Source organism: Nitrospirota bacterium (assembly GCA_016180645.1).
Lineage (GTDB): Bacteria > JACPQY01 > JACPQY01 > JACPQY01 > JACPQY01 > JACPAV01.
Genome location: JACPAV010000004.1, coordinates 90,422 through 103,038, shown reverse-complemented (window position 1 = coordinate 103,038; position 12,617 = coordinate 90,422). Strand labels below are relative to the sequence as shown.

Genomic DNA, 12,617 nt, shown 5'->3' with positions numbered 1-12,617 from the left:
AGAAGAAATTGGCGTTCTTGGCTCGTGCCACGAAGTCTCAGGGAAACGAGTGTGCTGCTGCCTGCGAACAGGCCGGGATCCATTAGGCCATGACGGGAGGAGGAAACGATGAAAGGGTTTGGAATCGCGGCGGCCATGGCGCTCGCGCTATTGCCGGTTGCCTGCGGAAGCGACTCCAAGAGCGAATCGCTGGTAACCAAGAGCTGTACCATGACGGTTCAAAATTCGTACAAATATTGCGCGGAATCCACGGCGGACAAGAGCGTGGTGGACCAAGTCATGGCGCAGTGCACCCAAGGTGGCGGCACGGCGTCCGACTCGACATGTTCCACGAGCGGCGCCGTCGGGAAATGCACCTTCGGCAACGCGGGCGGCACCAATACGACCTATATCTATTCACCTGCCGACAAGACCCAGGCGCAAACCTTCTGCGGGCAGATGTCATCCAACCAAGGCACGTTTACCGCACTCTAGCCGCTCCTATAGAGGCCGAACCTCTATAGGAGATGTCGGGGTTCTGCCACGGAGACGAGGGGTGGGGTGAGTGTGTTGGCAGGTTTAGCGCGGCCCGGATTCCTCAAAGCGACGATCCCGACCGTGCTCGCCTTCTTCCTCGCGTGTGGAAAGGAGGATGAGGAGCCCGCCGCTTCGAATCCCGCGGAGGCTTCTCAACAGGCAGGCGAATCGAGCAGCACCGGACAATCGTCAACCGGGGGGCAGACCGCAACCACTCCAACGACGGCGACCGAGACGGCATCCCTGAGCACCGGATGCCACAGCTCCACCGCGAGCAATTGTCAGTTTTACGAGAAGCTGAGCCAGAGCAAGCTCGACTCCGTGAACACCCAGTGCACCACCAATCTCAGCGGAACCGTTGTGACTTCATGCCCGGCCGAAGGCTTGGTCGGCACGTGTAAGAACGCAAAGAAGAACATCACGGTCTATTACTACGGGAGCGGGAGGAGAGCGTTCACCGCTCAGAGCGCCCAGACCGCCTGCACAAGCGATCCAGACGGCGCCTGGTCCCCGGCCTGAACCTCACCCCATACACCGGAAGCCCGCGAGGGCGAAATGTGAGTCGAAGGAAACTCGCTTGGCCGCCTCCCCGGTCGTCGAAAGCGGCATCGTGTTCGGCCGATGTCCCGCGAAGCTGCCCGTTTGAGAGGGCAACCGGGCCGTTGAGGGGTTTCTCCAACCACACTCGGCGCACGGCCTCGCGAACCAAGTCGGCCATCCGACGCCCTTTCTGCCGCGCCAGACGGTTCAGCTCCCGAAGCTCTCCCTCCGGCATGTAGACTTGTGTCTTAACCATATATGTCAACGGACCATGTCCAATGACACATATAAAACAGACGCTCACTCTTCAGGAATCCGGGCAGAGGGTACGCGGGCACCCCCCCCAGAGGCCGCGTTTGGAGGCGCGGGCTTTTTCCTGGAGCGTAAGAAATTCCACTTTGCGGGACTCTCCGTTCGGAGGAATCTGCATGACGCAACCGAAGCCGCGCTTGATGAGGAGTGCGTTGATGCTGCGACGCTTGAGAGTGACGTAGGCCAGGAGGCGGCCGTATTTGTCGCGGCATTCTTTGTCGTAGGAAAGATCCACGGTCCGGTTTTCGACGAGCTGGACGTTAAGTTCGCGGGCCTCGGGGCCGAAGCAGGCTTGGGATTTTGCTCCGATCTCCGGTGCGTCGACCAGGAGGTATCGAACCGTCTCTCCGGATTCGAGCCGAATCGTGTCGCCATCGATCACCGATTGGACGATACCCTGCGGCGGGCCGCACGAGGCATCGAGTTTTGCTCCTCCACAAGCCGGGATGAAAAATCCCGCAAGCACGGCGAAACCAAGGCTCCCAACCGTTCGGTCCATCACGGGCACGCTCCATTGGGGGACCCCGGCGTACCGAGGTCGCCCTTTCCGAATGAAGCCGAGGCCGAGCACCAGTTGGCGGCGGTGTCGTTGCTCACGGCATCGAGCATGGTCGGTTTCAGACTGGAGGCTTTCCCGGTGCTCGAAGAGACGTATGAGACTTGATCGATGACCGCGCCCGCCCAACCGAGTACGAGGCGACCGTTGGAGTTGACGATGGAGAATCCGAAAAGGTGGTGAACCACCGGGAGGCCGCCGTTCACGGCCGGATCGCTGGAACGGGCGATTACGAGATAGCTTCCGGCCGCGATCGACAGGCAATCCGTTCCGGCCAGGGTGGTTTTCGGCGTCCCCGGTTCGGTGCCAAGTTCCAATCCATTCAGGTGCACCGCGCGGGCGGCGTAGACCTCGAACCACTCTCCGTTCGAGTCGGCCACCGCGTTCGGGTCGGCCATGAATTCCGTGATGACCAGATCACCGGTTTTCGGAAAAAGGATTTCTCGCATGCTCCCGTTCTCCAGACAGGTGCTGCTGGACGCCGCCGCACAAGGTGGATTGGCTTGTCCCGGCGTGCCCAGGTCGCCGGTTCCGTAGACGACCGTACCCTTGCACCAATTTCCAGCTACATCATTCCCCGTGGCCGTGATTATTGAGGGATCGAGGCTCGCGCTCGTTCCCGCCCCTGCCGAACTGTATGTCACCTGATCCAACGTGCTCCCGCCGAAGCCCAAGATCAGGCGCCCGGCTGAATTGGCCAATCCGAAATTGAACAAATACGGGGCGCCCGGAAGGCCGCCGTTGATGGAGGGATCGCTCGACCGGGCGAAAAGAGTTCGCCCACCGGCGGAGGCCGTAAGGCAATCGGAGCTTTTGAGTGTTACTTTGGCCTGGCCGGCTTCCGTGCCCACCTCAAGGCCATTGAGGTCGACGTTCCGATTCGCTTGGACCTCGAACCACTCACCGTTTGCGTCCGTTACGGCATTCGGATCGGCCATGATTTCGGTAATCACGAGATCTCCAACCGCGGGCGAAATGATGGGGCGTGAAACACCGGTATCGAGGCAGGCGCCCTCGGCGCTTCCCGCGCACGCGGCGTTCGGCTGTCCGGGAGTCCCCAGATCGGCACTCCCAGAAAGTGTGTCGAAAACCGTCGTCGCCGGACACCAGGTGCCGGCCGAATCATTTTCGGCGAGAGTGAGTTTCGCCGGATCAAGGGCTGAAGCGACGCCGGGCGTCGCCGAGCCGTAGCTGATGCGGTCGAGCAGCTTCCCATCCAGCGAGAGGAAAAGACTCCCGGAACTGTTGGGCAGGCTGAAGTTGAATAGATGGTCCACCGAAGACAGACCACCGTTCACAGCCGGATCTTTCGAGTGGGCGAAGACGAGGCTTCGGCCCGCCTCCGCTCGCAAGCACGCCGATCCACCCAGCGTCATCAGGACATCTTCCGGATCGGTTCCCAATTCGAGGCCGTTCAGGTCCACCGCCCGCACCACGTAAACTTCGAACCATTCACCATTCCGATCCGGCACGGCATTGGGATCGGCCATCACTTCGGAGATCACAAGGTCATCGGGCTTTGGCGAAACGATCTCCCGGCTCGCGTCCCCTTCGATACATACACTTCCGATTCCGGTGCCGCACGGGGCATTGGGGAATCCCGGCGTTCCGAGGTCGCCCGCACCGAATACACCGATCGAGACGCACCAATTCGCCGGGTTGTCGTTGTCGGTATGGGTCATTTTCGCCGGATCGAGAGCCGTTGAAGCGCCTGAACGGGCGGAAGGGTAGTAGGCTTGGTCCAATGTTCTTCCCCCGATTCCGATGACGAGAGAGCCACCGGAGTTCGGGAGACCGAAGTCGAAGAGATAGTCGACCTTGCTCAGCACGCCGTTGACCGCCGGATCGGGCGAGCGGGCGAATACGAGATTCGCCCCTGCCTCAACTCTCAGGCAATTCGGCCCGCCGAGGATCGTTTTGGGCGTGCCGGGATCCGGCCCGATCTCGAGGTCGTTCAGGTCGACGGTTCGGGCGACATGGATCTCGAACCATTCCGCCTTCGGGTCTTCCGCCAATCGCGGATCGGCCATGATTTCCGTGATGACGAGATCGCCTACCCGCGGGCGGTCCATGGCTCTCGGCCCGGCTACCCCCGCACAGGTCTCCTCACCAGGATCGTCGATGCACCGGTCTTCGTTCCCACAAGCGTCGTTGCGGCCTCCTGTTCCAGGGCACGGTTCGTTCGCCAGTCCTGGGGATCCGAACCCCGAGGGACCGAAAATCGTCTGTCCATCACACCATCGGTCTCTTGCGTCGTTGGCCACATTGTCCGGGAAGAACGACCCGTCGAAGCCCTGGGCAAAGCCGTCGTGCATGTCTGAATATGTAAACTCGTCCAGCGTGACGCCTCCGCATCCCACGGTCAGAGTCCCCGACTTGTTGGAAAGATTGCTGAGATCGTCGCCATATCCATAATGGATGTGGTCCGGCCGGCGGTCATCCGCGACGTTTCCCACCACCCACGTGCCCCCGGGTTCGATCCGGCCTCTTGACAGCGTGTGTGTCCTCCGGCGAGAGCCGTCGGGGTCGGTGGACACCAAATCCATACCTGTCAGAGCGATCGGTGTGTCCGAGGCGTTGAACATCTCAATCCATTCCGGAAAGAGTCCCGGCCCGAACGGGTTGGCCATGATCTCCGTGATGACGAGATCGCCCGGCAGGAGATTTCCGGGACATGTGCCGAGGTGGGAGGTCGTTACGGCCCCTTCACAAGCCGGAAGAATCGAGAAAACCAATACTGGAAGCAACCGCCAAGTGCTGTGGGCCAAGATACTCACTCCCCCGTTTTCATCATTAAGCACGAGGGAACCCGTCTTGGCAAGCGCCTTTCGCTGGGTTGACGAAGCCGACCAGACATCCTAGATTCACTTCGTGGGCGAACTCGTCAACGAATTCGCGTGGAGCGTGTCGCGTGCGCGGACGTTCCGCGATTGCCGGCGGCAGTACTACTACGACGTCCACGGGATGTGGAACGGGTGGAAGGAGGATGCCCCGGAGCGCACGCGTCAGATCTACGTTCTCAGCAAGCTCATGACGCGCGCGATGTGGATGGGTGATCTCGTTCACGAAGCGATCAAACGTTTCCTTCTGGCCATGCGGCGAAAAGAGCCCATGGACCCCGCCGCGTGGCGAAAAAGCACGATGGAACTCATGCGGCGGGATTTCGCGAGCTCCAGGAGCAAGACCTACTGGCAGCCCGGCAAGGCCAAGACGTGCGCTCTCTTCGAGCACGAGTTCGGCATCGAGCTTTCGGACGAGAAATGGAAAGAGACGGCGGGGATGGTGCAGGATTGCCTCGTCGCTTTCGAAGAATCGCAAGCTTTCAAGTCCATCCAGAAAGTCGATCCGAAAGATTGGGTGAGCCTGGAGGAGCTGATCAAATTTCAATTGGAGGGGACGCTGATCCTCGGGAAGATGGATCTGGCCTATCGCACGCGCGAGCGCCGGATCCGGATCCTCGACTGGAAGACGGGCAAGGATGACGTCGCAGAAATCGGGTTTCAGATGGGGGCCTACGCCCTCGCGGCCAGCCATCTGTGGCACGCCACTCCGGACGGCATCGAGACCTTCGCGATCAACCTCCGAACCCGGAATGAGGAGGCGTTTCCCGTTTCCGCCGAACTCATTGCGAACGTGAAGGGGAAAATCCTCGCATCCGCCGGCGAAATGCGCGCCCTCCTGCGCGATCCGACGAAGAACGTGGCCGTCGAAGACGACTTCCCCGGCACGACCGATCCCTCCACCTGCCGCTGGTGCCCCTACCAGCGCCTCTGCCCGGTCAGGGTGTAGCCGGCGGGCGCATGGGTCGCCGCCACCGGTCAGCAATCACCCATCTCATCGCAGTCTTCGCGCTGGCGTCCTGCTTGCCGGCGCTTCGCGTGATTCACCCGATTGCCGAAAACTCTCCTCCGCAGAACGGTGAGGGCGCCAGGATTCTAATGGGTGCAGAGTTGGCGCCGGACTTTGCTTCTCCCTTCACACAAATCGGTGGCCGCGCGGACCCAAGCTCGAATCTTTCGGGAGACGGAGGTCTCGCCATTGACGGCCAACTTCTCCTGGGGGGTGAGTACCGTTTCCATGCTGAGTACTATGGATTTGACCAGACGGATGAAGGTGGGGATGACCATAGCCCGGGGCGGGCGGGGAGGTTCGGAGGGACGAAGGTGGTGTGGCGGAAAGGTGCGATCGCAGCTTCTGCGGGCGCCGAAGCCTCCATCCTGAAGTCCTCCCACCGTGAGAAACGGGCTGACAGCCAGCTTCTGCAACTGCCCTTCCTCATCGGCGCGCGGGGACGGATGGTACATGCCCGCTCGCGCTGGATCTGGGCATCCGCGCACGCCTACACGGGTATCAAGATGTTGGCGGGTCTGGAGAGCCTCTGGATAGGCAACCCACGTGTTCGGATGACCGAGCCCATCCTGGCCGTGCAGGGGCCTATCGTCGGGGCCGGCTTCAGCCTGGCTTGTCTCTTCGTCAACTTCGAACTTTCTCCCGTCCTGGCCTTTCTTCCCGTTGTGGACACCTCCGGCTCCTTGGCATTTCCCACTTTTGGCCTGAGCTTCGAGGGCGCGCCGAAAGAAGAAATCCCGCCCAAGCCGGAGTCGGGGCAGCGAGAAACCAACCCGGTCCGTGAGTGAGTGCCCATCGCGGTTCTTGGAGCGGTTGGTGGAAGGCCAGACGCGATTCAGGCCAGAAACTCGATCTGAAGGTCGGGGAAGCGCCGAAAACCGCGGTCGAGCGTCACGACTCGATGGCTCGTCGATAGGGCCAGTGCGGCCAGGTACGCATCGGTTTCCACCGCCTGCCCCTTGGGGATCCGGACGGTCACTCGCCTCCACGCCTCTTCAAGAAGCTCCGGTTCGGCAAGCATGGCGAAGCGATCATCGCCGAGAAGCTTGTCCCATCCTGTCCAAAACTGCTCCGCCGAAAGGACCTCCTCTTTCAGCCAGGACCGGTTGGTGAGCACGCGCAACGCTCCCATCTGAACGACACGACAGACAAGAACAGATCCGGTTTCTTCCTGGGTGCTCAGCCAGGAAACGGCTCGCGCCGAATGGACGTGGCGCGCATGAAGGAGCGCCACCAGCACATTCACGTCACACAGCGCCGCCATGGCGGCGGAGATCCTCTTCGGACTCCAGGCGAGCAATATCAGCGTTGGTCAGGTGGAGCGAACCGGGAGCGGCGGATGAGAAAATCGGGAATCGCGCGCGTCGAGGAGCGGCGCCGGGCCGGTTCGGCGAGCGAAGCTCACGCTCCAGGGCGGCCCCCACCAGCTTGCGCAGCGTCGTGCCGCGTTTCACAGCGGCGATCTTGGCGCGTTTCAAAAGCGGCTCGGGTAGGTCCAATGTGGTTCGCATAAAAGCATATTACTGCATTGATGCAGCATTGTCCATGGCTGGGCGTAGGGTCGTCGGATCCCCCGTTGCGTGCCGGTCCTCGCGCCCGGGGTGCTCAGAGCGCGGGCGATTCGATTTTCAGGATTGTGCCGTTGTCGCCGACGATGAAACCGGTACGGCCGTTGGGTGGAAAGTGGACATCCCAGAGTTTGGCGGTGGTTCCGGAAGGCTCCAGGACCCACGTTTCTCCGCCGTCGACGGTCTTGAGGATTCGCCCGTTTCCGCCCACCGCGTAACCGGTCCGGCCATCGCTGAGAAGGTGAACCGCCGTGAGCTCCGGGTATGCCAGGTGTGGCGACCAATTCGACCCGCCGTCGGTCGTCCGTAGGATCGTCAGATTGCCTACCGCAATAGATAAGGCGGCATCCGCGCACACGATATCCGAGAGGTATCCTGGCACTCCAGGGGCCTGTGTCGTCCATGCCCCGCCTCCGTCGGTCGTCTTTAAGATCATCCCGCTGTCGCCCACGGCATAGCCCGTTTCTGCATTGATGAAGTACAACCCCCGTAGCGATACGGATGCTCCTGTGGGCACCAATTTCCACGTCGCCCCGCCATCCGTGGTCTTTGCCACCATTCCGCTTCCCCCCACCGCATAGCCCACGGATTCCGAAGGGAAATGGAGGGCCGTCATCACCGATTTCGAGCCGTGCTCCTGCTTCGACCAGGAAGAGCCGCCGTCGGGAGTCTTCCACACGGCACTGCCTGCCAAGGCAAATCCCAGTGAAGTTCCCGATGGGAAGGCGATCGAAACGAAACCGGCTCCGGCCGACGGACCCACCCGCGTCCAAGAACTCCCTCCGTCCGATGTCTTGAGTAGAGTCGACCCGTCGCCGCCGGCGAAGCCCGTCCGGTCGTCGGAGGGAAAGCTGACTGAAGCGAGCGCTCCGGGCACCCCCGAGGATAGAGCGGTGACGGCATCTCGTGCGACGCTGAGCACTGTGGTCACACCGCACACCTCAAGGACGCACCGGGGCGCCTGCGGGTCGTCCTCGGGTCCCGGCCCGGGTACGCAACACGCCTGAAGCGTTGCCTGTCCAGGGGATCTCGCCGTCACGCCGGCCGCCGGCCCACCCTCTGGCGCTTTGGTGACCTCGGCGATTCCAGGATCAGAGACGTTCCACTTGAGATTGACGGGACCGACCCCCGTTCCGCTGGCATCCTTGGGATACGCAATAAATGTTTCAGTGCCACCTACTAGAATAGCGCGGTCGCCTCGCGCACGGAGCTCGATAAAGGTGATTACCGGAGCGGTCATCCCGGCCACGTTCTCCGCTGATTCAGGTCCGGCTTGGGAGGGGGTGCTGGTGGATTGCCTACCCTCTCCGCATCCGGCGACGAGGGAAGCGGCACCCAGGACCCACGTCACCGGGACCATGCACTTCCCTTTCGAGGATCGGGCCACCGGCCCATCCTACGCCCGGTTGGAAGCGGCGTCGAGGGGGCTGGAAAGCCGCTTCAGTATCGTGGCGCCGACGCGAGAAGATCACCCGTGACGGGCGCGGCCTCCGTGTCTCCTTCGAATGGAGTGTCCGCATGATCCTTCTTGTCTCCTCATGAAGTAAGCATACGCTTACGTCATGACCCAAGGGGAGTCAAGGGGGTAGTGCGTCATGAAATTCCATGCACGGGTTTGACGCGCGGGTAAGCATATGCTTACATTGTGGGGTGACCCCACCACCTCCCGCGCCGCCGAAGGCGGCTGAAGATAGCGGCCCGAAGGGCCGGCGGGAGGTGGTGGGATGAAACGTCCCGTTCTCCGGAGGAGCGAGGAGACTAAGGAGAAGATCCTCTTGGCCGCGCTGAAGCTGATGGCGCGGTCGGGCTACCACGGGGCAAAGACCAAGGCGATTGCCATGGAAGCGGGCGTGAATGAGGCGCTGATCTTTCGCTACTTCGGATCGAAGAAGGATCTGCTCAAGGCGCTGATCGAAAAGAACCGCCTCGCGGAAACCATTGCGCCGTTTGACAAGCCGAAGGAATACTCGCTCGTCTCGTTCCTGCAAACTGCGGCGAGATCGGCGTTCGATGCTTATGAAAAGAATCCGGATTTTTTCCGACTGCTCCGATTCACCCTGCTCGAAGAGCCGGATCTCCTGAGGGACTACCGAGCCTACCACGTGAAAAACAGGTCGGAGCCCTTGGTGCGATTTCTGGCAAGAGCGAGACAACAGGGACTCGTCCGCGGCGACCTGGCGGTCGAGCTCCAAGCTCAAATTTTCGGCGGGCTCTTATACTATATGTTGGAGCAAAGGAGCCTGGGAATCAATCCCTTGGTATCGAAGCTGAGTGTAAAGGCATCGGTCGACCTGATTGTTGACCACTTCCTGCAAGGTTCGAACCCTCTGGCGTTCCGCCCATCGACAAGATGACGCGGGGTTGACTTCGGCCTTATTTTGGATAATATCCCGCTCCGTGCCCCCGCACTTGTTCTGTCTGATCGAGAAGCGCCACACGGCCTCCCATTTGACCCTTTTCAGGCTGCATTGGGGAAGCCCGATTTCAAAGGATTAGGTGCGGGGTGCAGTTCCAAAATATCCCTTTAGGGAACTTGAGACTCTCCAATCACCGCGTCAGAAAGGCACATAGCCCAACGAAGCTCGAGCAGCTCAAGAAGTCGGTTCAGGCAACGAGCGGCCCGCTCATTCCACTAGTGGTTCGGAAGACCGATTCCGAGACCTACGACATCATCAGCGGGGACGGCCGCTACCAAGCCCTCTTGGGGCTGGACTTCGGGAAAGATCACCCAGTCCCCTGCCTAGTGGTGGAGATGGGTGAGAAAGAGGCCATTGAGTTTGGCCTTGTCGACAACGTGGTTAGGGAGCAAATGACACCATATGAGGAGGCTCTCGTAGCAAAGGCCCTCGTCGCCGACCACGGGCTTAAGCAGTACGAGGTAGCAAAGAAACTTGGGAAGGATAAGGCCTACGTATCGCACCTTCTCGCGACCTTTCAACTTATTCCGGAGGTGCTCGAAGCTCTTCGGGAAAGGAGAATCCAATTCGGCCACGCCCGGGCGATCGGATCTTTGCGGAACGACCCCGATGCCCAAAGGAAGCTGCTTGGAGAGGTTCTGGATGGCGAGCTTCCCGTGTCTGAAGCAGAGGTGAGGGCAAAGCGTGTCAGAGATGGAGGCGAAAATCCCAGCTCAACGATTCGTGAAGGGACGACATGGATATCTGGGAAGACCCGGCTTACGCTCCGCCAGAGGAGACAAGGGATAGTAGTTGAAATCTTCCTTACAGACACATCCGAGCTTGAGAAGGCGGTTGAAATCCTAAGGGTAAAACTGGCCTGAAGTTGTCATGCGACAACTTTGAGGGAGAAATCAGGCTGGGTGTTGGGACAGATTGGAACTAAGAGCCTATCCCAAAACCCGGCGGAAACGGAGCGGGTTTTGCGGAGCCTAAAGGCTCCGCTACAGTCGAAAAACGATCTCTCCGTAGCGGGCCATCGCTGCCGCCCGGCTCCGAACCCGTTCGGGGCCGCGGCCGCACTGGAAGACGTGTCAGGGTCCGCGATACGTTTTGGGATAGGCTCTGAGATCGACTTTTGCCATTTTTCCATGCTGTGTGAACATCACTCAGAATCTCGCTCGGATGGGAAGGTATCTTCAGACACCGCTCAAGCGATTCGTAGGGGAGCATCTTCAGATGCTCCCTCTTGTCGGGAGGGTCTAAAGACCCTCCCCTACGCATGATGACCAACATAAACCTTTCAAAAAATGGCAAAAGTCGAGCTTAGAGCCTCTGACAGAATGCCGATTCGTAGGGGAGCATCTTCAGATGCTCCCTCTTTTCGGGAGGGTCTGAAGACGCTCCCCCACGCATAATGACCAACATAAGCCTTTCAAAAAATGGCAAAAGTCGAGCTAAGTATTGGCACAATAAGGTAGCCTCCACTGCTAGTCCTACGGCTGCTGGGGGACGATTCAGGCTGATGTTCATACGCGCCATCCCATGGATAGCCGTTGTTCTAGCCGTGTGCGCCTGTGAGAAGCGTGGGGAGCCCGGTGCCCCAGTCGGGCCGAGGAAGCCTGTGCTGGTCGTGGCACCCCTCGAACCGGTGGCCGTGGCGCGTGGAAGGATCGCCCATGTTAAGATTAAGGCCGCCGTGGCCGAGGGCTACCACGTGCAGGCCAATCCCCCGAGCAAGGACTATCTCGTTCCGGTCGAGTTGAGAGTTGACGACACTTCGATCCTCCACGTGGGCACGCCTCTCTACCCGCCGGGAAAGCCTCACCGAATTGAAGGAGAGACCGATCCGATCTCAACCTACGAGGGAACCTTCGAAGTGCTCCTTCCCATCGATGCCGACCTCATGGCACCGGAAGGCGAACACATGCTCAAGGGTGAAATGGCCTACCAGGCTTGCGACAACCACCGGTGCCTTTTTCCTGCCTCCGTCCCCGTTGAAATCTCCGTCCGGGTCACGGCTCATCCATAGAATTCGTAGGACCTTCCCGCCGCCATGAAATGGAGCGCTGAGGACTACGCGCGGAGCTCGTCCGAACAGGAAAGGTGGGCGAAGGAGACCCTCGGCCGTATCCAATTCCGCGGAGATGAATGCATCCTCGACGTGGGCTGTGGCGATGGGAAGATCACGGCCGGGCTCGCAGGGCTTGTCCCCCGTGGAATCGTTCTCGGCGTGGACCAATCCGCCGAAATGGTGAAGTATGCAGGCCAGAACTACCCGCGGAGTCGGTTCCCCAACCTGGGATTCGAGCAAGGCGAGGCCAGTCTCCTCACGTTCAACGCGCGATTCGATCTCATCGTATCGTTCTCCTGCCTTCACTGGGTGCACGATCACCCCAAGGCGCTGAAAGGATTCCATCGGGCCTTGCGTCCGGGTGGACGACTTCTTCTCCAATTCGGCGGCGAGGGGAACGCCCTTCCGATCCGTCAAATCACCGGTGAAATCATCCGGAGGCCGAAGTGGGCCCCCCACTTCCAAGGATTCGTAGAGCCCTGGCGATTTTGTTCAGCCCGGGAGTATCGGAGTTGGGTCAAGGACGCGGGATTCGAGGCGGGCCGGATCGAGCTTATGCCGAAAGACATGGCCCACCGAGGCGTGGAGGGTCTCAAGGCCTGGCTCCGGACGACCCACGGCATTCCCTATTTCGCGCGACTGCCCGAATCGCTCCGGGAGATGTTTCTCGATGAAGAACTGCGCGCATACGTGGCGCGATATCCGTTGGACGCCCAGGGGAACACTCACGTCCCCATGGTCCGGTTGGAAGTGGAGGCCGTCAGGCCGGCGTAGATGATCAGGGAGAGGCCGGTGTGGCGCGGCCG

13 protein-coding genes are annotated in these 12,617 nt (G+C 60.6%); 8 read left to right on the top strand and 5 right to left on the bottom strand.

Annotated elements, in window-relative coordinates; genetic code table 11:
• The first annotated feature begins 108 nt into the window (after positions 1-108).
• Together HYT87_03535 and HYT87_03530 are read left to right on the top strand one after the other, a co-directional pair.
• Entirely contained in the window at positions 109-474 is a 366-nt protein-coding gene (locus HYT87_03535; protein MBI2058820.1) for a hypothetical protein, read from the top strand.
• Between the two features lie 66 nt (positions 475-540).
• Entirely contained in the window at positions 541-1,035 is a 495-nt protein-coding gene (locus tag HYT87_03530; protein ID MBI2058819.1) for a hypothetical protein, read from the top strand.
• Between the two features lie 328 nt (positions 1,036-1,363).
• Here HYT87_03530 and HYT87_03525 read toward each other — a convergent pair whose 3' ends face one another.
• Positions 1,364-1,867 (bottom strand): thermonuclease family protein, encoded by a 504-nt coding sequence (locus tag HYT87_03525; protein MBI2058818.1) that lies wholly within the window; start codon positions 1,865-1,867, stop codon positions 1,364-1,366.
• Positions 1,867-4,701: a lamin tail domain-containing protein gene (locus HYT87_03520; protein ID MBI2058817.1), complete on the bottom strand. Its 2,835-nt coding sequence runs from the start codon at positions 4,699-4,701 to the stop codon at positions 1,867-1,869. The genes HYT87_03525 and HYT87_03520 overlap by 1 nt, the downstream gene beginning before the upstream one ends.
• Positions 4,702-4,795: 94 nt before the next feature.
• Between HYT87_03520 and HYT87_03515 the strand changes: the two genes are divergently transcribed.
• Both HYT87_03515 and HYT87_03510 read left to right on the top strand, forming a co-directional pair.
• Positions 4,796-5,713, top strand: a complete 918-nt coding sequence (locus HYT87_03515) for a PD-(D/E)XK nuclease family protein (protein ID MBI2058816.1) — start codon at positions 4,796-4,798, stop codon at positions 5,711-5,713.
• A gap of 11 nt (positions 5,714-5,724) precedes the next feature.
• Positions 5,725-6,561 (top strand): hypothetical protein, encoded by an 837-nt coding sequence (locus tag HYT87_03510; protein ID MBI2058815.1) that lies wholly within the window; start codon positions 5,725-5,727, stop codon positions 6,559-6,561.
• Between the two features lie 47 nt (positions 6,562-6,608).
• Here the strand turns inward: HYT87_03510 and HYT87_03505 are convergent, their stop codons facing one another.
• The 3 genes from HYT87_03505 to HYT87_03495 form a co-directional block, all read right to left on the bottom strand.
• A complete protein-coding gene (locus HYT87_03505) occupies positions 6,609-7,037 on the bottom strand; it encodes a PIN domain-containing protein (protein ID MBI2058814.1) in 429 nt (142 codons plus the stop codon).
• Complete coding sequence (locus tag HYT87_03500) at positions 7,021-7,284, bottom strand: DUF2191 domain-containing protein (protein ID MBI2058813.1); 264 nt, start codon at positions 7,282-7,284, stop codon at positions 7,021-7,023. Before HYT87_03500 ends, HYT87_03505 begins: the two co-directional genes overlap by 17 nt.
• A gap of 94 nt (positions 7,285-7,378) precedes the next feature.
• Positions 7,379-8,728, bottom strand: coding sequence for a hypothetical protein (locus HYT87_03495; protein MBI2058812.1), 1,350 nt, complete (start codon positions 8,726-8,728; stop codon positions 7,379-7,381).
• A 337-nt stretch (positions 8,729-9,065) separates the two neighbouring features.
• On the opposite strand from HYT87_03495, the gene HYT87_03490 reads away from it, so the two are divergent.
• The 4 genes from HYT87_03490 to HYT87_03475 all read left to right on the top strand — a co-directional run bounded on the left by HYT87_03490 (position 9,066) and on the right by HYT87_03475 (position 12,585).
• A complete protein-coding gene (locus HYT87_03490; protein MBI2058811.1) occupies positions 9,066-9,695 on the top strand; it encodes a TetR/AcrR family transcriptional regulator in 630 nt (209 codons plus the stop codon).
• Between the two features lie 149 nt (positions 9,696-9,844).
• Positions 9,845-10,621: a ParB/RepB/Spo0J family partition protein gene (locus tag HYT87_03485; protein MBI2058810.1), complete on the top strand. Its 777-nt coding sequence runs from the start codon at positions 9,845-9,847 to the stop codon at positions 10,619-10,621.
• A 749-nt stretch (positions 10,622-11,370) separates the two neighbouring features.
• On the top strand, positions 11,371-11,769 hold the full coding sequence (locus tag HYT87_03480; protein ID MBI2058809.1) for a hypothetical protein: 399 nt from the start codon (positions 11,371-11,373) through the stop codon (positions 11,767-11,769).
• A gap of 24 nt (positions 11,770-11,793) precedes the next feature.
• The gene (locus HYT87_03475; protein MBI2058808.1) at positions 11,794-12,585 is read left to right on the top strand and encodes a methyltransferase domain-containing protein; all 792 of its coding nucleotides are present in this window, start codon (positions 11,794-11,796) and stop codon (positions 12,583-12,585) included.
• The last annotated feature ends 32 nt before the right edge of the window (positions 12,586-12,617 follow it).

Bases quoted from the DNA above. Each gene is read 5' to 3' on its own strand.
- HYT87_03505 (MBI2058814.1), bottom strand. From the start codon at position 7,037: ATGGCGGCGCTGTGTGACGTGAATGTGCTGGTGGCGCTCCTTCATGCG.
- HYT87_03525 (MBI2058818.1), bottom strand. From the start codon at position 1,867: ATGGACCGAACGGTTGGGAGCCTTGGTTTCGCCGTGCTTGCGGGATTT.
- HYT87_03500 (MBI2058813.1), bottom strand. From the start codon at position 7,284: ATGCGAACCACATTGGACCTACCCGAGCCGCTTTTGAAACGCGCCAAG.
- HYT87_03510 (MBI2058815.1), top strand. From the start codon at position 5,725: ATGGGTCGCCGCCACCGGTCAGCAATCACCCATCTCATCGCAGTCTTC.
- HYT87_03490 (MBI2058811.1), top strand. From the start codon at position 9,066: ATGAAACGTCCCGTTCTCCGGAGGAGCGAGGAGACTAAGGAGAAGATC.
- HYT87_03475 (MBI2058808.1), top strand. From the start codon at position 11,794: ATGAAATGGAGCGCTGAGGACTACGCGCGGAGCTCGTCCGAACAGGAA.
- HYT87_03535 (MBI2058820.1), top strand. From the start codon at position 109: ATGAAAGGGTTTGGAATCGCGGCGGCCATGGCGCTCGCGCTATTGCCG.